The organism is Pseudomonas peradeniyensis (assembly GCF_014268935.2).
Lineage (GTDB): Bacteria > Pseudomonadota > Gammaproteobacteria > Pseudomonadales > Pseudomonadaceae > Aquipseudomonas > Aquipseudomonas peradeniyensis.
Map to the genome: position 1 here is coordinate 707,496 of NZ_JABWRJ020000004.1, position 18,692 is coordinate 726,187.

The 18,692-nt window shown below is 66.8% G+C and carries 16 protein-coding genes; 12 read left to right on the top strand and 4 right to left on the bottom strand.

Annotated features, from left to right (window positions below):
- Complete coding sequence (locus HU751_RS23765; RefSeq protein WP_028692527.1) at positions 1-390, bottom strand: helix-turn-helix domain-containing protein; 390 nt, start codon at positions 388-390, stop codon at positions 1-3.
- 568 nt (positions 391-958) lie between these two features.
- On the opposite strand from HU751_RS23765, the gene HU751_RS23770 reads away from it, so the two are divergent.
- The 11 genes from HU751_RS23770 (at position 959) to HU751_RS23820 (ending at position 15,155) form a co-directional block, all read left to right on the top strand.
- Positions 959-2,266 carry a nucleotide sugar dehydrogenase gene (locus HU751_RS23770; RefSeq protein ID WP_096049868.1) on the top strand — a complete coding sequence of 436 codons (1,308 nt, stop codon included), beginning with the start codon at positions 959-961 and terminating at the stop codon, positions 2,264-2,266.
- Between the two features lie 54 nt (positions 2,267-2,320).
- The gene (locus tag HU751_RS23775) at positions 2,321-3,853 is read left to right on the top strand and encodes a glycosyltransferase (protein WP_186734710.1); all 1,533 of its coding nucleotides are present in this window, start codon (positions 2,321-2,323) and stop codon (positions 3,851-3,853) included.
- A 16-nt stretch (positions 3,854-3,869) separates the two neighbouring features.
- Entirely contained in the window at positions 3,870-5,033 is a 1,164-nt protein-coding gene (locus HU751_RS23780) for a PilZ domain-containing protein (protein WP_186734709.1), read from the top strand.
- A 9-nt stretch (positions 5,034-5,042) separates the two neighbouring features.
- On the top strand, positions 5,043-6,491 hold the full coding sequence (locus HU751_RS23785) for a tetratricopeptide repeat protein (protein WP_186734708.1): 1,449 nt from the start codon (positions 5,043-5,045) through the stop codon (positions 6,489-6,491).
- Positions 6,488-7,933, top strand: a complete 1,446-nt coding sequence (locus HU751_RS23790) for an alginate export family protein (RefSeq protein ID WP_186734707.1) — start codon at positions 6,488-6,490, stop codon at positions 7,931-7,933. The genes HU751_RS23785 and HU751_RS23790 overlap by 4 nt, the downstream gene beginning before the upstream one ends.
- 12 nt (positions 7,934-7,945) lie before the next feature.
- Positions 7,946-9,373: an MBOAT family O-acyltransferase gene (locus HU751_RS23795; protein WP_186734706.1), complete on the top strand. Its 1,428-nt coding sequence runs from the start codon at positions 7,946-7,948 to the stop codon at positions 9,371-9,373.
- A 9-nt stretch (positions 9,374-9,382) separates the two neighbouring features.
- Positions 9,383-10,477: an alginate O-acetyltransferase gene (locus HU751_RS23800; RefSeq protein ID WP_186734705.1), complete on the top strand. Its 1,095-nt coding sequence runs from the start codon at positions 9,383-9,385 to the stop codon at positions 10,475-10,477.
- An 18-nt stretch (positions 10,478-10,495) separates the two neighbouring features.
- Positions 10,496-11,125: an alginate O-acetyltransferase AlgF gene (locus tag HU751_RS23805; protein WP_186734704.1), complete on the top strand. Its 630-nt coding sequence runs from the start codon at positions 10,496-10,498 to the stop codon at positions 11,123-11,125.
- 30 nt (positions 11,126-11,155) lie between these two features.
- Positions 11,156-12,550, top strand: a complete 1,395-nt coding sequence (locus HU751_RS23810; RefSeq protein ID WP_186734703.1) for an alginate O-acetyltransferase AlgX-related protein — start codon at positions 11,156-11,158, stop codon at positions 12,548-12,550.
- Positions 12,551-12,645: 95 nt separating this feature from the next.
- The gene (locus tag HU751_RS23815) at positions 12,646-13,707 is read left to right on the top strand and encodes a polysaccharide lyase (protein WP_225933380.1); all 1,062 of its coding nucleotides are present in this window, start codon (positions 12,646-12,648) and stop codon (positions 13,705-13,707) included.
- A 14-nt stretch (positions 13,708-13,721) separates the two neighbouring features.
- Positions 13,722-15,155: a right-handed parallel beta-helix repeat-containing protein gene (locus HU751_RS23820; RefSeq protein ID WP_186734701.1), complete on the top strand. Its 1,434-nt coding sequence runs from the start codon at positions 13,722-13,724 to the stop codon at positions 15,153-15,155.
- A 140-nt stretch (positions 15,156-15,295) separates the two neighbouring features.
- On the opposite strand, the gene HU751_RS23825 is transcribed toward HU751_RS23820, so the two are convergent.
- Positions 15,296-15,727 carry a GNAT family N-acetyltransferase gene (locus tag HU751_RS23825; RefSeq protein ID WP_186734700.1) on the bottom strand — a complete coding sequence of 144 codons (432 nt, stop codon included), beginning with the start codon at positions 15,725-15,727 and terminating at the stop codon, positions 15,296-15,298.
- Positions 15,717-16,103, bottom strand: a complete 387-nt coding sequence (locus tag HU751_RS23830; RefSeq protein ID WP_186734699.1) for a DUF488 domain-containing protein — start codon at positions 16,101-16,103, stop codon at positions 15,717-15,719. Before HU751_RS23830 ends, HU751_RS23825 begins: the two co-directional genes overlap by 11 nt.
- Positions 16,104-16,231: 128 nt before the next feature.
- Here HU751_RS23830 and HU751_RS23835 point away from each other — a divergent pair, with 128 nt between their 5' ends.
- Complete coding sequence (locus HU751_RS23835) at positions 16,232-17,848, top strand: inorganic phosphate transporter (protein WP_186734698.1); 1,617 nt, start codon at positions 16,232-16,234, stop codon at positions 17,846-17,848.
- Between the two features lie 139 nt (positions 17,849-17,987).
- Here the strand turns inward: HU751_RS23835 and HU751_RS23840 are convergent, their stop codons facing one another.
- Positions 17,988-18,683, bottom strand: a complete 696-nt coding sequence (locus HU751_RS23840) for a glutathione S-transferase N-terminal domain-containing protein (RefSeq protein ID WP_186734697.1) — start codon at positions 18,681-18,683, stop codon at positions 17,988-17,990.
- Between the last annotated feature and the right edge of the window lie 9 nt (positions 18,684-18,692).

The following is an 18,692-nucleotide window of genomic DNA, read 5'->3' on the forward strand; positions in this document are numbered from 1 at the left end:
CTAGCGCAAAGCGTCATGGAAATATGCCTGCCGGTCAGGCCGCCGAATACGCAGCACTTGCGCCCCGCCCTCCTCGCCTGCCAGGCGGTTGAGCAAGTGCCAGACCGCAGCCTGGTCGGCCGAGGGCAGGCGGCGGAACGCGTCGAGCAGACGGTTTTCGTCAGACGTGAGGCTGTCCAGCGGCGCTGGGGTGTGCACGCCGCTCAGCACATAGAGCGCATCGACGCCCTTGCTGGCGACGGCCGCGAGGTAATCCATGCGCGGCGTGCGTTCGCCGCTCTCGTACTTGCCCTGGGCGTTGGGCTCGACACCGCCAATGTCGCCAAAGATACGCTGGGTCAACCCCAGGCGTTCGCGCTCTTCTCTGAGTCGCGGACCGAATCCGTTCATCTGCTTGCCTCCTTTGCATGAATGGAAGAAGGGTGCATCCCGCACCCGAGTGAATGCTTGCGCAGTCGTCCGGCACTATGCCAATTGGATCCAATCCTTGCAAGCCATCATTGCGCCACGGTCGGACGACTGGGGGACATGGAAGCGCCCGACGACAGACGAAAATAGCACTTCCAAGAATCAGAAAAATCACCCAAGTCAGTAAAAAATCGCATATCTAAGCGCGACTGAAATGGCGGAAAACGTGGCGAGAAGCGCCATTTTGGCGCCATTTTATCGGCACAAACAAGCATATCGATTTTTTGACGCCTAACTTTTAACCAACTTTAACTTGTTGTTTTTCAAGTGATTTTTAACTTTCTCACAGAGAATTTGTAATTTATCAAAACAACAACACAACAAAGCTTGCCGAACTATCAGAAAACTCCTTAGGATGTAAAAAGACCATCAAGAAACAGCCTGCATCGCTATATATCTAGCGCGGCCTGATCCTGCGCGTCTGGCATTTTCAAAACTTCTGAACTGAGTATCTCGGCCGGCCTTGCACCGCGCCTGGGGAGAGGGATCTATGAACATCAGTATCTTCGGACTTGGCTATGTGGGGGCGGTCTGCGCCGGCTGCCTGTCGGCACGCGGACACCAGGTACTGGGGGTCGACGTCGCCCAGGCGAAGATCGACATGATCAACCAGGGCCGCTCGCCCATCGTCGAGCCGGGCCTGGAACAGCTGCTGCTCGACGGCGTACGCCAAGGCCGCCTGCGCGGCACCACCGATGTCCAGGCGGCGATCCTGGCCACTGAGCTGTCGTTGCTGTGCGTCGGCACGCCGAGCAAGGCCAACGGCGACCTCGACCTGGTGTACATGGAAGCGGTGTGCCGGGAGATCGGCGCGGCCCTGCGCGACAAGGCCAGCCGCCATACCGTGGTGGTGCGCAGCACGGTGCTGCCGGGCACGGTGAAGAACGTGGTCATCCCGCTCCTCGAGCAGGCTTCGGGCAAGCAGGCCGGGCGTGATTTCGGCGTGGCGGTCAACCCGGAGTTCCTGCGCGAGAGCACGGCGATCCAGGACTACGACTTCCCGGCCATGACCGTGATCGGCGAACTCGACAGCCGCTCGGGCGACCTGCTCGCCGCGCTGTACGAAGGCCTCGACGCCCCGGTGATCCGCAAGTCGATCGAGGTCGCCGAGCTGATCAAGTACACCTGCAACGTCTGGCACGCTACCAAGGTCAGCTTCGCCAACGAGATCGGCAACATCGCCAAGGCCTCCGGGGTCGATGGCCGCGAAGTGATGGACGTGGTCTGCCAGGACTACAAGCTCAACCTGTCGCGCTACTACCTGCGCCCGGGCTTCGCCTTCGGCGGATCGTGCCTGCCCAAGGACGTGCGCGCCCTCACCTACCGCGCCAGCCAGCTGGACGTGGCGCACCCGCTGCTGGCCTCGATCATGGACAGCAACCGCAACCAGGTACAGAACGCCTTCGACCTGGTGACCCGGGCCGGCAAGCGCCGCATCGCCCTGCTCGGGCTGGCCTTCAAGGCCAACAGCGACGACCTGCGCGAAAGCCCGCTGGTGACCCTGGCCGAGCAGCTGATCGGCAAGGGCTACGACCTGCGCATCTTCGACGCCAACGTCGACCACGCCCGTCAGTTCGGCGCCAACCGCCAGTACATCGAGCAACAGATCCCCCACGTCAGCGCCCTGCTGCGCAGCGACCTGCAGCAGGTGATCGACGAGGCCGAGGTGATCGTGCTGGGCAACAACGACGAGCGCTTCGTCCAGGCCCTGGACGTCGGCAACGGCAAGCAGGTGATCGACCTGGTCGGCTTCATGGCCGGCAGCAGCGACGCCCAACGCCACGGCATCTGCTGGTAAGGCACGCCGCCGCCCGCCGTCACGGCGGGCCCCGACCCAAGGAGCTACAACGCCATGGAACGACAGCAACAGCGGCCTTTCGCGGCCCCGGCGTACATGCGCGCGGCGGCCGGCTTCTGCGCCTGGGCGCTGCTCGCCGGGCTGATCGCCCTGGCCGCGCAGATGGTCGCGCCACAGTACCTGGACCCGAGCCACCACCAGTTCATCTTCATCATCGGCACCCTGGGCATGTGGCGCTACGGCAACGCCATCGTCCACTACCTGCGCGGCATGTACTTCCTGCACTGGCGCTTCCCGCGCCTGCGCCGCCGGGTCGAACGCCTGGGTGACGCGGCCTTGCCGTCGCACATGTTCATGGTGGTGACCAGCTTTCGCATCCCCACCCACACTACCTTCAAGGTGTACCAGTCGGTGTTCCAGGAGGTGCAGCGGCTGAAGGTGCCGTGCACGGTGATCGCCTCGATCGTCGAGAAAGGCGACGAGCAGTTCATCAAGGACATCATGCGCGACGAGGTGCAGGGCCGCGACGATATCGGCCTGGTGATCGTCCGCGCCCGCGGCACCGGCAAGCGCGATGGCCTGGCCCACGCCTTCCGCGCGCTGTCGCGGCAGATGCCGCTGGACGACGCGGTGGTCGGCGTGGTCGACGGCGACACCATGATGCTGCCCGGCTGCGTCGAACGGGCGGTCAAGCTGTTCGCCGTGCTGCCCGACGTCGGCGGGCTGACCACCAACGAGTTCTGCGAGGTCGAGGGCAGCCGCTGGATGCGCCAGTGGCACTCGATGCGTTTCGTCCAGCGGCACATCAACATGTGCTCGATGGCCCTGTCGCACCGGGTGCTGACCCTCACCGGGCGGCTGTCGTTCTTCCGCGCCGGGGTGATGACCGACCCGGACTTCATCCGTGACGTCGAGGCGGATTTTCTCGAACACTGGCGCCTGGGCCGCTTCCAGTTCCTCACCGGCGACGACAAGTCGAGCTGGCTGAGCCTGATGCGCGCCGGCTGGGACACCTTCTACGTGCCCGACAGCCATACCCTGACCGTCGAGCACCCACCCAGCGACAGTTTCTGGGTGGCCACCCGCCAGCTGATGTTCCGCTGGTACGGCAACTCGCTGCGGCAGAACTTTCGCGCCACCGCCCTGCTCGGCCGTGCGCGCCTGGGGCTGTTCACCCTGTACGTGCTGCTCGACCAGCGGGTGTCGATGTGGACCTGCCTGATGGGCCTGACCGCCTCGGTGCTGGCCGGCCTGGTGTTCGGCATCCAGTACCTGCTGGTGTACCTGTTCTGGGTGCTGGTCTCGCGCAGCCTGGTAACGGTGCTGTTCGTCTTCGCCGGGCACCCGGTCAGCCCGGTGTACCCGTTCGTTCTCTATTACAACCAGATCGTCGGTTCGCTGATGAAGGTCTACGCGATGTTCCACATGGACCAGCAACGCTGGACGCGGCAGAAGACCACCCTGGCCACCGGCAGCGTCGACTTCGACGCCAGCCTCAACCGCTGGTCCTCGAAGGCGATGCTGTGCTCCTCGATCGCCATCTTCTTCGGGGTCATCACCGTTCTCCTGGAACTCACGCAACGTTAAGGAAAGGCGCCTGCACATGAGTACTTCGAATACCCCGGCGGCCCCGGGCAAGACCGCGGCCAACATCGTCCACGAGGCCATCGACGAGCGTCAGTACGTGCGTACCCGCATGCACGCCCGGGTGCGCCTGTCCGGCGCCGGACGCGAACCGTTCGAGGCCGACCTTGCCGATATCTCGCTGGGCGGCATCGGCCTGCTGCACGAGGCGCCGCTGACCGTCGGCGCGCTGTACGACGCCTCGATCCAGCTGCGCCTGAACCAGGTGGACCTGTCGATCGATGGCAAGGTGCGCATCGTCTCCCAGCGCGGCAAGGAGGTCGGCGCGCAGTTCGTCGACCTCGACGCGCAGAAGCGCGACATCCTGCGCTACCTGATCAGCGCCTACCTGTCGGGCGAAGTCGCCGACATCAACGGCCTGTTCAACGTGATGCAGCGCGAGAACTACATCAAGGCGCGCAAGCACCAGCAGGCCAGCGCCCGCACCCCGGGCGAGCGCCTCAAGGCCGTGGCCGGCACCGCGCTGTACGCCGCCGCGGGCCTGGCCGCCCTGGGCTTCGTCGGCTACAAGGGCTACCTGCTGTTCTTCCGTGTTCCGGCGCTGCAGGCCACGGTGGCCGGCAATGCCCAGGTCATCAGCATGCCGGACAACGGCTACGTGAAGTACCTGCTGCCGGCCGGCGCCAGCGAGGTGCAGGCCGGCCAGCCGCTGGCGAACATCTCCACCCAGCTGGCCACCAGTTTCACCAGCCCGGCGGACATGAAGGCCCTGGCCGACCTCGCCCCGGGCGACCTGCAGGCGCTGCTGGGCCGCGCCAGCGTCGAGACGGTGATCAACAGCCCGTGCGACTGCCAGGTCTGGTACCCGGCGCCGCCGCTGGACGGCTATGGCTACAAGGCCGCACCGATGATGCACCTGCTGCCGAAGAACGAGGGTTTGTTCGTGCGCGCCAACGTGCCGTTCGACAAGCTCGCCGATGTCGGCCGCGTGCGCTCGGTGGACATGCAGGTGTTCGGCCTCGACCAGCACTTCAGCGGCACGGTGGTCGACGCCCGCTCCGACGAGCTGAACCACAACCTGGCGCTGACCATCCAGCCGGACAGCCCGCTGCCGGCGGCGGCCTACCAGAAGGCCGTGGCGGTCGACCTGTACCTGGGCCTGCCGTTCGGCAGCGGCAACTGAGGGCCGCTCATGATCGCCAAGAACGCCCCGCGCCTGTTGCTGGCCAGCCTCGGCCTGGCCTGGGCCGGCAGCGGCTGGGCCGGGCAGAGCCTGGAGCAGATCCGCTACGCGCTGTACAAGGACCCGAGCGCCGACGTCACGAGCGACCTGCGCGCCCTCGCCGAGCGCGGCGACCTGGCCTCCAAGCAGCTGCTCGGCGATGTGCTGGCCAACAGCGACAGTGCCAACCGCCAGGATATCGTGAGCCTGTACCAGGAGGCCTTCGCCGACGGCCACGGCCAGATCCCGGCGCTGGCCTCGCTGGCGCGCCTGCTCGACCGCACCCCGCGCCTGCAGCGCAGTCACGAGGCGTGGGTGCGCCAGGCCCTGGCCCGCTACCCCAACGACCGTGATCCGCGCAGCACCAGCACCAGCCTGGAGGTGTTCCTGGTCTATCCGCAGCTGTTCCCCGGCGAGCGCGCCGCCGAACTGCTGGCGTTGTACGAACAGAGCTGCCTGCTCAACTGCCGTCCTGAGCTGTACCGCGCCGTGGTCGCCGAGCGCCAGGGCGACCGCGCCGCCGCCGAGCGCTGGTACCGGCAGGCGGCACGCATCGACCCGCGCGGCATCGAGCGCTACTACCGCTTCCTCGGCGAGCGCCAGGACCCGGCCTTCCTCGCCTTCGCCCGCAGCCTGGAGCCGGAGATGGCCAGCCTGCCGGTGGAGGTGGTGCAGCGCATCGGCGCGCTGCTGGACAGCATCCATGGCACCACCCGCGCCGAGCTGGACGCCGAGCGCGAGCAGCGCCAGAACCGCGCCATGGGCCCCAAGGTCGAGCCAACGGCCGAGCAACTGGCCCGCGACAAGGCCAACGACCAGCTGCGCGCCGACGGCATCGCCGAGGCCCAGCGCTGGCTGGACAACGCCGTCGCCCGTGGCTACCTGCCGGCACAGGTGTCCAAGGCCAACTTCATGATTTCCAACCCCACCGAGCACAACGCCGAGCAGACCCAGGCGCTGATCGCCCAGGTGCGGGCCAAGGACCCGACCCGGGCCAAGGCGCTGGACGCGGCGTTCTACATGGTCAACAACTGGCTGACCCTGGATCCGCAAAAGTCCCAGGCGCTGATCGACGAACTGATCGCCGCCCATTACCCCGACGCGCAGCTGCTGCTGGGCGACCTGTACAGCAAGGGCGGCCTCGACCAGCCCGACCAGGAACGCGCCCTGGCCATCTGGCAGCGGCAGGCCGAACAGGGCTCGACCGCAGCCTGGTACCGCATGGCCACCGTGCACCTGCGCGGCCGGGCCATCTGCCACGACCCGGTCAAGGCCTACACCTATGCGCGCATCGCCCTCGACCTGGGCGAGACCCGCGCCCGCGGCCTGATCAAACGGCTGGACAAGACCTTGCCCAAGGATGACATCGAGCGCGCCCTGGCGGCGCGCAACGATCTGTTGAAGGAGGCCACCCTGTGAAAGCCCACCCATCCCTGCTCGGCGCCCTGCTCGCCCTGGCGCCCCTGGCGGCGCTGGCGGGCGAGGAAGTCACCGGCCCCGAGGCCGACAGCAGCGCGCCGGTGCGCATCGCGACCGTTGACGGCAGCGAGCCGGTGATCACCTCGGAGTTCTTCAACAAGCTCACCGTGCAGACCGGCTACGGGCCGGCAGACTCCCAGGTCGGCCGCGACCGCGAAAGCTTCTACAGCCTGCGCTACGAGCCGTCGTTCGCCTGGTACTCGCCGGAAAAACGCTGGGCCAGATGGATGGTCTATGGTCGCCTGTGGCTGAACTACGACTCCAGCCAGTCGAGCAACCTGGCCAACGAGTCGACCAACAACAATGAACGCGAGCAACCCGAGGGCTGGTACGCCGAGCTGCGCGAGCTGTACGTCAAGCGCAACCTGATCGGCGACGACCCGCGCTTTTCGCTGTCGTTCGGTCGCCAACGGTTCTACGACGACTACGGCATCTGGTGGGACGACAGCCTGGAGTCGCTGCGCTTCAACTACCAGGATACCTTCAGCGATGCCTTCGTCGCGGTCGGGCAGAAATTTCGCAACTACAACACCGACGTCAACTCGCTGGCCGCCAGCGAAGCGCGCACGCTGTACCTGATGGCCCAGTACGCCTATCGCTGGAGCCCGAACAACCAGGTCGGCGTGCGCCTGATGCAGGAGAACGACCGCAGCGGCCACGACGTCGACGACCGCTACGACTTCAAGGGTTGGCGCTACGGGTTGTTCTTCAAGGGCGACAACCTGCCACTGGCCAGCGACTACCACCTGGAACTGGCGGCGCTGGACGGCACGATGGACAACACCGCCGGCAACGGCGTCACCAGCACCGGCCTCGGCAGCCGCGGCTGGGCGGCGCTGGGCGAGGTCGGCAAGCGTTTCGAGACCTTGCCCTGGACCCCGCGCGTGGCCCTGCGCGGCGGCCTGACCGACAAGCCGGACGACGACAACGACGGCTTCCGGCTCAACCCGATCCAGTCCGACCGCATCACCCGCCAGGGCTCGTACAGCACGCGCCTGACCAGCTCGTTCGTCGCCCTCGACCTGCGCAACCTGAGCTACTACGGCTTCGCCCTGGAGACCCGGCCCACGGCGCGCAGCGCCCTGGATCTGCGGGTGACCCAGCTCAACCTGCGCGATGAAGCCGGCGCCCTGCCGATCCGCATGGCCGCCGATACCCGCGCCCGGCGCCAGAGCGAACTGAACGCCGGCCGGCACGGCAAGGGCGACAACGTCGGCCAGATGATCGACCTCAACTACTACTGGAAGATGTTCCCGGTAGCCCTCGACGGCAAGCACCTGGACGTCAACACCCTGGTCAGCGCCAGCTACCTCAACGCAGGCAGCGCGCTGGACAGCGGCGACGACTACCAGCTGAGTGTCGGCGTGGTGATCAGCTACTAAGGACCGGCCAGCATGATCTTCGCCTCCAACGTCTTCCTGTTCCTCTACCTGCCGCTGTTCCTGGCCATCTACTACCTGGCTCGGCCGCAGTGGCGCTCGCTGGTGATCGTCGCCGCCAGCTACGTGTTCTACGCCTGGTGGCGCCCGGACTTCCTGCTGCTGTTCGTCGCCATCACCGCCTGGAACTACGGCTTCGGCCTGTTCATCAAGGCGCGCCTGGACGCCGGCGACAAACGCCGCGCCCTGCGCCTGCTGTGGCTCGGCGTGGCCGGCAACCTGGCAACACTGGGCTACTTCAAGTACGCCAACTTCGGCGCCGAGGTGCTGGCCCTGCTGCTGGCGCCGCTGGGCATCAATACCTGGACCCTGGAGAACATCTTCCTGCCGCTGGGCATCTCGTTCTACGTGTTCCATGCCCTGAGCTACATCGTCGACATCTACCGCAAGGACGCCACGCCCACCCGCAGCTTCATCGACTTCGCCGCCTTCGTCGCGCTGTTCCCGCACCTGGTGGCGGGGCCGATCCTGCGCTACAGCCAGCTCGCGCCGCAGCTGCGCCAGCGCAGCCACTCGCTGGAGCTGTTCTCGCTGGGCGTGTGCCGCTTCATGCTCGGCTTCATCATGAAGGTGCTGATCGCCGACCGCCTGGCGCCGATCAACGTGCTGTTCGTCGGCGAAGGCACCCTGCAGTTCAGCGATGCCTGGTTCGGCCTGGTGGTCTCGACCCTGCAGCTGTACTTCGACTTCGCCGGCTACAGCCACATGGCCCTGGGCCTGGCGCTGATGATGGGTTTCCGCTTCCCGGAAAACTTCAACCAGCCCTATGTGTCGCAGAGCATCACCGAGTTCTGGTCGCGCTGGCACATGACCCTGGCGCATTTTCTGCGCGACTACGTGTACCTGCCGCTGGTGCGCAAGCGCGTGGCCGGCGCCCTGCCGGCGCTGGTGTGGACCATGCTGCTGTCGGGCCTGTGGCACGGCGCCAGTTTCGCCTTCATCTGCTGGGGGCTGTTCTTCGGCATCGGCATGGTGCTGGAGCGCAGGTTCAACCTCGCGACCAAGGTCACCACGCCCTACCACCTGGGTCGCAACCTGCGCACCGCGCTGCTGATCATCCTGAGCATGCCGCTGTTCTTCACCATGGACCTGCGCCACAGCCTGCAGATCTACCAGGCGCTGCTGGGCTTCAACGGTTTCGGTTCGCTGGAGCTCTACGTGCTCGGCGCCTCGAAGATGGCCATGGCCTTCGCCCTGGTGGCGGTCGCCTGGCTGATCCTGGCCGGGATCAACAACGTGCGCTTCTACGCCGGCAACAAGGAAGGCTACTTCATGCGTCACGTCGGCGTGCTGCACAGCCTGCTGCTGTGGGGCGGCTTCCTGCTGGCGTTGAGCAGCCTGGCGGCCAGTTCGTTCTCGCCGTTCCTGTATTTCCAGTTCTAGGAGAGTGCCATGTACCCGGTGATGAATTCGGCCGGCAAGGCCAACGGTGTGGTCTTCGCCCTGGCGCTGGCGGCGATGTTCGTCTACTCGCTGCCGCCGGTGCTGAGCTTCGCCCGCGCCCAGACCGACAGCTGGAACCTGTTCGTCGACGGCAAGCTGCTGCGCAAGTTCGAACAGGTCTACGACAAGCGCCTGTTCCTGCGCGAGCCTTCGCAGCGACTGTGGGCCGACGCCCAGTTCCAGCTGTTCGGCGAGGGCACCAAGGGCGTGGTGCTGGGCAAGGACGGCTGGCTCTACACTAACCAGGAATACCGCGTGCCCAACGACCTGGACGCCAGCCTGGCGAGCCAGCTGGAGCAGATCGTCAAGGTCCAAAGGCAACTGGCCGAGCACGGCAAGCACCTGGTGCTGCTGCCGTTGCCGATGAAACTGGATATCTACGCCAGCCACGCCGCGCACGCCTTCGACCCGCGGGTGCACAGCCTCTACGACCGCTTCGTCGCCGACCTGCAGCTACGCCGGCTGGACGTGGTGCCGCTGCGCGACGCCTACCTGCGCAACCTGGCCGGCCCACGGCTGTTCCTCAAGTCCGACACCCACTGGAGCCCGGACGGCGCGCGCCTGTCGGCCTATGAGCTGGCCCGCCAGCGCCCGCAGCTGCTCGGCGACCAGGTGTACGTGTCGCGCAAGGCCGGCGACAAGACGGTCAAGGGCGACCTGATGAACTACCTGCAGTTCGACCACGCCCGCCTGGCGCCGCAGTTCGGCGCCAACCCGATCGAGCTGTACGAGACCCTCCAGGCCGACCAGGACAGCGACGCGCTGTTCGCCGAGCAGACGCAGAGCCTGCTGCTGGTGGGCACCAGCTACAGCAAGATCGACGACTGGAACTTCGTCGGCTTCCTCAAGGAGGCGCTCAACCGCGACCTGCTATCCATCGCCGTGGAGGCCCGCGGGCCGTTCGAGGCGATGAACCAGTTCCTCGCCGGCGACCAGTTGCAGAACCCGCAGATCGACACCGTGGTCTGGGAGTTCCCCCTGCGCACCCTGTTGGCCCACCGTCCCGGCGCGCTGGCCCGCAGCGCCCAGCCCGGGCATTTCTGACGTCCCTAGGAGAACCTGATGAAGCTTTCGCCCCTGTTCACCGCCCTGGCCCTGGCTGCCACCAGCCAAGCCGCCCTGGCCGCCGAAGGCAATGCCGACCTGTACGACGCCGTGGCCCCGGCCGATTCTGCGTTCGTGCGCGTGCTCAACCTGTCCGACAACAACGTTGATGTGGCCCTCAGCGGCAAGCTCAACCCGCAGAAGGTCGCCCCCGGCCAGCTCAGCGGCTACCGCTTCGTGCCGGCCGGCGTGCACAGGATCGGCATCGGCGCCAAGGCCATCGAACCGACCCTGGCGGCCAACGCCGCCAGCACCGTGGTCTACGACGGCAAGCAGCTGCAGTTGATCGCCGACCAGTACGTCAACGAGCCGAAGAAGGCCCAGGTGGCCTTCTACAACCTGACCCCGGCCCAGGCCACGCTGCGCACCGCAGACGGCAAGCACGAGGTGGTCAAGGCCCTGGCCAGCGGCCAGACCGGCGCGCGCATGGTCAACGAGATCAAGATCGACTTCGCCGCCTATGTCGGCGGCCAGGAAGTGGCCAGCTTCGACGAGTTGTTCCTCAAGAAGGGCCGCTCGTACAGCTATGTGCTGCTGCCAGGCAACCGCAGCCTGAGCCTGGCCAACAGCATCGACCCGACCGAGTGACGCCGTGCCGCACGCAAGGATGACAGGCCCATGAACACCCTCCTCCCCCTCGGCCTCGCGGCCACCCTGGCCCTGCTCGGCGTGCAGGCAAAGGCCGCCGAGCCCGCCCGGCCCGGCTGCGAAAACCTGCAGTGCATGGTCTGCCCGGCCCTGGCCGAACCGCAGCACTATGCCGAAGGGCGCATGAAGCTGATGCGCCAGATCGTCCCCGGCAAGGAGCGCTGGCTGTTCCGCTCGATGGTCGACCTGACCAATGACTTTGGCATTCCCGCGCCCATGCGCCCGGAGTTCGCCCGGCTGATGGACGCGTTCCACCGCCAGGGTATCCAGGTGGCCATGGCGATCCAGCCGACCCGCGGCCTGATGCACCGCGACAAGCTCTATGCCGAGCAACTGCACGGGTTCGACTACGAGCGCGCCAGCCGCAACCTCGACAGCTACCTGGGGCAGCTGCGCCAGGCCGGCGCGGTGGTGGCGCCGATGATGCAGCTGGTGCGCCAGCCGCCCCAGGCTGAATACTTCTTCCGCCGCGACCACCACTGGACCCCGAGCGGCGCCGAGGCGACAGCCAAACTGATGGCCGAAGAGATCCGCCGCCAGCCGTTCTACGAAGGCCTGACCAGGAAGCGCTACAGCACCGAGCCCGGCGTGATGGTGCCCAAGGATGGCACCCTGAACCTCGCCCTGAGCTACATCTGCGGCAACAACTACGGTTTCCAGTACGTACGCGGCTACCAGACCGTGCCGGTGGCCGACAGCAGCGACGCCCTGTTCGACGAGGCGCCCGACCCCGAGGTGATCCTGGTTGGCGACAGCAACGCCGCGGCTCGCGAGGACGAGAGCAAGCAGTTCAACTTCGATGGCTACCTGAAGCAATACCTGGAGGCGGATGTCCTCAACTACGCCCTGCCCGGCGTCGGCGAGGACGGCTCGCTGCTGGAGTACCTGCTGTCCGCCGACTACAAGCCCGAGGCGCCGCCCAAGCTGATCGTCTGGGAACTGCCGGCCAACTACCGCCTGGATTCGCCGTTGATGTACCGCCAGTTGGTGCCGGCGATACACGGCGGCTGCAAGGCGTCCAGGGAAATCCTTGGCACGAAATTGCAGCGTCCGCCACTCAAGGTCGGCGAGCGCATCGAACTGCTGAGCAATGCCGGCGGCGCCCGGCAGGCCGTGTCCAAGGGCTTTCTCGATATCCGCCTGAGCGACAGGAGCGTCAAGGACTTCTACATCATCGTCTATTACGACAATGGCGCCCGCGACAAGGTGTGGTTCCGCCGCGAGGCGGCCGTAAGCGGCGGCCAGTACTACCTGGAACTGAGCAAGGCCCCCGAGTTCGCCGGCGCCAACCTGCTCTCGGTATTCCTCGAACCGACCAAGGCCGGTACCGCCGCCACCGATGTGGAGACCCGCCTGTGCCTGTGAATTGCACCCACGCAACCCCTGTAGGAGCGGCCTTGCGCCGCGAAAGGGGCGCAAAGCGCCCCCACAGGTTCACGCTCACCCTGACAGCCCTGGTCTTGCTCACCCCCACGGCCCACGCCGCGCAAACCATCTGGCCCGCCCGCGCCACCGCGCAATCGGCCATGATCGCCGACTACCGCACCCTGACCTGCAGCAAGGCGCCGCCAGCGCCCTACACCGCCAGCCTGCACCTGCAAAGCAAGTACGACCCGCGCGACGCCAGCAAGTCCACCCTGCGCGCCAGCCCCGACGCCGACAGCGAGCGGGTCGCACGGCAGCTCAAGCAGTTCGTCGGCGGCCTGATCCAGGCCGGCAAGCGCTTCCAGAGCGCCAGCAAGCCGCAGCAGGCCAACATGGCCCTGGCCTGCCAGGACCAGTGGCTGGAGCACTGGGCGCAAGCGGGTGCCCTGCTCGACCCGGACGCCAACAACACCGGCATGGCCGCGCGCAAGTGGGCCCTGGCGGCCATGGCCGGCGCGGTGCTGCTGACCCAGGCGGCGGCCGACGGCAAGGCGCCGCTCAGCCCCGTGCAACGACGCTGGTTCACCCAGCTCGGCGAGCAGGTGATCCGCGAATACGACCCGCGCCGCCAGTCCACCACGGTCTACTTCAACAACCACGACTACTGGGCCGCCTGGGCGGTGGCCGCCACCGGCATGCTGGTGGACCGCGACGACTTCATCCGCTGGGCCGACGGCAACCTGCGCCGGGGCCTGGCCCAGGCCGTGCGCCATGGCGACCAGGCCTACCTGCCGCTGGAGGTGGCACGCAGCAAGCTGGCCGCCAACTACAGCCAGTACGCCCTGGTGCCGCTGGTGCTGCTCGGCGAATCGGCCCGGGCCAACGGCCTGGCCTGGAGCGAGGACGACCAGCGCACCCTCGACCAGCTGGCCACCTTCGCTGCCCGCAGCGTGCTCGCCCCGGACTCCCTGCCCCAGCTCAAGGGTCAGCCCCAGGCCGACGTCGCGCCCTACAAGCTGGCCTGGCTGATCCCGTTCCTGGCCCGCCGGCCCGGGCATGCCCTCGCCCGCCAGCTCTACGACAGCGAGGACGGCGAAGTGGACAACTACAGCCAGATCGGCGGCCCGCTCAAGCCGGCCTACCCCAACCTGCCTTGATCAAGGACGCTCCCATGGCACCGTTCAGCCGCTTTTCCCTCACCTGCCTGGCCGCCCTGCTGCTGGCGACCACCGCCCGGGCCGCGCCGGTGATGGACACATTGCCCCAGGCGCAGCACCAGCAGCAGCTGGAGCAACTGCGCCACCAGGCCCGCCAGGCGGTGACCTTCGAGCAGGCGCGCCGCCCACCACCCGCGGGCCGCGCCAGCGTCAGCCTGCAACCGATGTTCTCGTCCCAGGCCGGCAGCTGGCCGTTCGAGCCGTTCGTCAACAACGGCCTGTTCCGCGCCATCGCCGGCTACCAGGCGCATCACCCCCAGGTCGTGGTGCTGCGCGGTGGCAGCATCACCCTGGCGCAGCTGCACGATGCGCTGCACGACCCACGGGTCCTCAAGCGCTACAAGGACGGCTACCTGCTCAGCTACCCGTTGATGATCGGCGCCGATGCCGGCCTGCGGCTGGAGGGCACGAGCCTCTACCTGTACAGCTTCTCCGGCACCGCGCTGATCAACCAGGGCTGGCTGGGGCTAAACCGGTCGACGCTGGAGAGCGTGGCCGGTGACAAGCCCGGCAACACCGACCGCGCCTGGCGGCCCTTCGTGGTGGCCTGGGCTGGCAGCCATACCGAAGTGATCGGCTCGACGCTCAAACGTCTGGGCTACAACGCCAACCTGTCCCGCGGCCTGAGCACCGCGCTCAGCACCCAGCAGCCGGCCAGTGCGCGCCCCGCCACGCTGCTGGTGGAGGCCAGCCATTTCAGCGAGCTGTCCAGCGCGCTGGAGCTGCAGCACAGCCAGGCGACCGTCATCGACAGCCGTTTCGAAGGCTCGCAGCAGTACGCCATCGACACCCGTGACAGCCAACTGAACCTGCGTGGCAACCAGTTGCGCGGCGTCGACAACAACAGCGGCGTGCGCCTGCGTGGCCAGACCCGGGCATCGATCGAAAACAACCTGATCCTCGGCGCCGCCAAGGCCGCCATCGAGATCAGCGACCAGCGCGGCGCCGTGCTGCTGGCCAGCAACCGCATCGGCGACAGCCGTGGCCATGGCATCCAGCTGCGCAACCTCGCGCCCACGGCCGAAGCTCCGTTGCTGATCGACGACAACCTGCTGGCCAGCAGCCAGGGCAGTGCCGTGGACGCCAGCGAGGTCACGGCGCTGACCCTGGTGGGCAACCGTATCGGCAATACCCCGGAGTACGCCGTCAGCCTGCGCAACGCCACGCCGCAGCCGGGGCCGCTGGTAATCAGCGACAACCGCCTGGGGCAGGTGGGCAAGGCCGTGGTGCGGGTGGAGGGGATGCGCGGGGTCGAACTGGGGGGCAATCGCTTCGATGGCAAGGCGCTGTTGCAAAACCTGCTGGCCGGCGACCTGCTGGCGTTGCAGGGGCCAGTGCTGGAGGCGATGCTGGTTCAGGGACAGATGGTCAGAGTGCGCCAGAACTGAAATACACCGCCCTTGTAGGAGCGGCCTTGCGTCGCGAAAGGGGCGCGGAGCGGCCCCAGGATTTCAGCGTAAAAGCAAAGATCGCCGGGGCCGCGTTGCGGCCCTTTCGCGACGCAAGGCCGCTCCTACACAGGATCGCGTCAGGGCACTGGACGCTGCATCCGCACAAAGCACTCGTCCATACCGACCTCGACGAACCCTCGGCGCTGGTACAGGCGCCGCGCCGGATTGCTGCTGAACACCATCAACCGCAGCCAGGGCAACCCACGCTGCACGGTCCAGCCAGCCAACTGCTCCAGCACCCAGCCGCCCACACCCCGGCCGCGCTGCTCGGGCAGCAAGTGCAGCTCGCGGATATACAGCGCCTGGCGGTCCTGGCTGAGGCTGCAAAAGCCCAGCACCCGGTTGTCCTCGACCACCAGCCACTGTTCGCGCCAGCCCCAGGCTTCGTCGAAGGCCTCCTCGATCCACAACAGATCGAATTCACGGTAATACGGCAGCATGGCGCGGCGCGTGAGGTCACGGGCAAACGTAAGGTGTTCGTCGCTGGCGGAAATCAGTTCAAGGGGCATAGCACACCGGCGAACTGGCCGGGCCACGGCGCTCCAGTTCGTCCTCGAGCCACCGGGCCAGGACCTGGGCGTTGTTGTGCTCGGTGTCCTTGCCGGCGTACAGCAAGGTCAGGTCGCCTTTGCCGGCCAGGTCCAGCAACGGGTACCAGTGCTCGGGGTGGGCGGCCAGTTCCTGCTGGTAGCGCCGGGTAAAACCGGCAAAGTCGAATTCGCCGGCGTGAAACGCCTTGCGCAGTGCGTCGGACGGCGCCACTTCGCGCAGCCATTGCCCCTGCAGGTCTTCCTTGCGCTTGTTACGCGGCCAAAGGCGATCGACCAGCACGCGCTGGCCATCCTCGTCCCCGGCCGCCTCGTAGACGCGTTTACAGCGAATCATGCGGCACTCCTGCGACATCGTTCCCCAGACAGCCTAGGGCCTTCATTGATCGAGGTCACGCCCTCGTAACGAATTGTTTCTATGCTGAATACCTTCGGCACCACCGCCCGACGCCAACCGGAGCCCTCATGGCAACCCCGTCCCTGGCCAGCCAGTCCGACCTGACCCTGCCCAGCCCGCGCCCTCACCTTGCCCACAAACCCGGACGCGCCACCCTCACCCTGTTCTTCGGCCTGCTGCTGGCCGGCCTGGCCTACACCTTCTGGAGCCTCAAGCAGGATGTCAGCGCCAGCGGCACCGTGGTCACCACCGTCACCCCCTTCCTGCTGCTGGGCCTGGCCCTGCTGATCGCCCTCGGCTTCGAGTTCGTCAACGGCTTCCACGACACCGCCAATGCCGTGGCCACGGTAATCTACACCCATTCGTTGCCGGCGCCGGTGGCGGTGGTCTGGTCGGGGTTGTGCAATTTCCTCGGCGTGCTGCTCTCCAGCGGCGCGGTGGCCTTCGGCATCATCGCCCTGCTGCCGGTGGAGCTGATCCTGCAGGTCGGCTCGTCGACCGGCTTCGCCATGGTCTTCGCCCTGCTGCTGGCGGCGATCATCTGGAACCTCGGCACCTGGTGGCTGGGCCTGCCTGCGTCATCCTCGCACACCCTGATCGGCTCGATCATCGGCGTCGGCGTGGCCAACGCGCTGATGCACGGGCGCGACGGCACCAGCGGCGTGGACTGGACCCAGGCCAGCAAGGTCGGCTACGCCCTGCTGTTCTCGCCGCTGATCGGCTTCGCCTGCGCCGCCCTACTGCTGCTCGCCCTGCGCGCGCTGGTCAAGCGCCGCGAGCTGTACCAGGCGCCAGAAGGCCAGACACCGCCGCCCTGGTGGATCCGCGGCGTGCTGATCCTCACCTGCACCGGCGTGTCGTTCGCCCACGGTTCCAACGATGGCCAGAAAGGCATGGGCCTGATCATGCTGATCCTGGTCGGCACCCTGCCGATGGCCTATGCGCTGAACAAGACCATGCCCAACGAGCAGGCCCTGCAGTTCTCGGCGGTCGCCGAGGTCACCCGCCAGGCCCTGGTACGCGCAGCGCCGGCACCCGCGCCCGCCGATCCGCGCCAGGTGCTGACCGCGTTCATCTCCGAGCCCAGGGCCAGCGCCGAGCTGGTCCCGGCGCTGGCCGCGCTGACCGGCATGATCGGCGAGGAAGTCAAAGGCTACGGCTCGCTCAAGCGTGTGCCGGCCGAGGCCATGGCCAACGTGCGCAACGACATGTACCTGACCAGCGAGGCCATCCGCCTGATCGACAAGCACCAACTGGCCCGCTACGACGCCGACACCAGCCGCCATGTGCAACTGTTCAAGCGCCAACTGGACGACGCCACCCGCTATATCCCGCTGTGGGTCAAGGTGGCGGTGGCCATCGCCCTGGGCCTGGGCACCATGGTCGGCTGGCGGCGCATCGTGGTGACGGTGGGCGAGAAGATCGGCAAGACCCACCTGAGCTATGCCCAGGGCGCGTCGGCCGAGGTGGTGGCGATGTGCACCATCGGCGCGGCGGACATGTTCGGCCTACCGGTGTCGACCACTCACGTGCTGAGTTCGGGCGTGGCCGGGACCATGGTGGCCAATGGCTCGGGAATTCAACGCAAGACGCTGGTCAACCTGCTGATGGCCTGGGTGCTGACCTTGCCGGCGGCGATGTTGCTGGCGGGGTGCTTGTACTGGTTGCTGAACCAGATTCTCTGAATGTCGCTGACATCTGCAGACGATCGCGCAGAAAGCAAAGTTGCAAACATCACCAGCGTGGGAGCGGGCTTGACCCGCGATAGCGATACTGAATTTTCCGACGCTATCGCGGGGCAAGCCCGCTCCCACAGATCCCCTGTCAGGCCGGGATCTTCAAGCCGCGCTGCACTGCCGGGCGCTCGAGGAACTTGGCCAGCACTCGCTGCACTTCATTGAATTCATCGAACCCCACCAACTCGCGCGCGTTGTAGCGCTCCACCAGATTGCGCACCCAGGGGAAGATGGCGATATCGGCGATGCTGTATGCATCGACCATCCACTCCCGTCCCTGCAGATGGCGGTCGAGCACGCCCAGCAGGCGCTTGGACTCATTGACGTAGCGATCCCGGGGCCGCTTGTCCTCGTACTCCTTGCCGGCAAAGAAGTGGAAGAACCCCACCTGGCCGAACATCGGCCCGATGCCGCCCATCTGGAACATCAGCCACTGCAGCGTCTGGTAGCGCTGGGCAGGGTCCTGGCTGAGCAACTGCCCGCTCTTCTCGGCCAGGTACTGCAGGATCGCCCCCGACTCGAACAACGGCAGCGGCTGGCCACCAGGGCCATCGGGGTCGAGGATTGCCGGAATCTTGTTGTTGGCGCTCAGGGAGATGAACTCGGGGCTCAGCTGGTCGTCGTTGTCGAAGCTGACCTTGTGCACCTCATAAGGCAGGCCGATCTCCTCGAGCATGATCGAGACCTTGACGCCGTTGGGCGTGGCCAGCGAATACAGCTGCAGGCGCTCGGGATGCCGGGCCGGCCATTTGCGGGTGATGGGGAATACGGAAAGATCGGTCATGTTCGCGCC